This window comes from Neisseria sp. P0009.S007, from assembly GCF_051962515.1.
In genome coordinates this window covers 1-251 of sequence record NZ_JBQCVF010001192.1, presented here as the reverse complement: position 1 = coordinate 251, position 251 = coordinate 1, and the positions used below count along the sequence as shown (strand labels likewise).

1 protein-coding gene is annotated in these 251 nt (G+C 60.6%); it reads left to right on the top strand.

Going from position 1 to position 251, the window contains the following annotated elements; all coding sequences use genetic code 11:
- Positions 1-251: hypothetical protein (locus tag ACTHS3_RS18275; protein WP_440368841.1), on the top strand; the 251-nt coding region annotated here is incomplete at both ends.

The window sequence follows — 251 nt, the reverse complement described above, 5'->3', positions numbered from 1 at the left end:
CGAAGTGGCGGAAAAACGCACTTCAAACGGCAACAACCGCAACGGCAATTCCGGCAACCGCCGCGCAAACAACCGCCGCCAAAACCCGCGTCGTAACAATAGGCACGACGGCAGCAAGGTAGAAGTGCGCGAAGTGGCGGACTTCAAAGACAAAGCAGCGGACAATCAGGCGGCGGAAAACGAAACCCGCAACGCCAAAGACAACCGCCGCAGCCGCAACCGCCAAAACGAGCGCAACGCCGCCGCGGAAG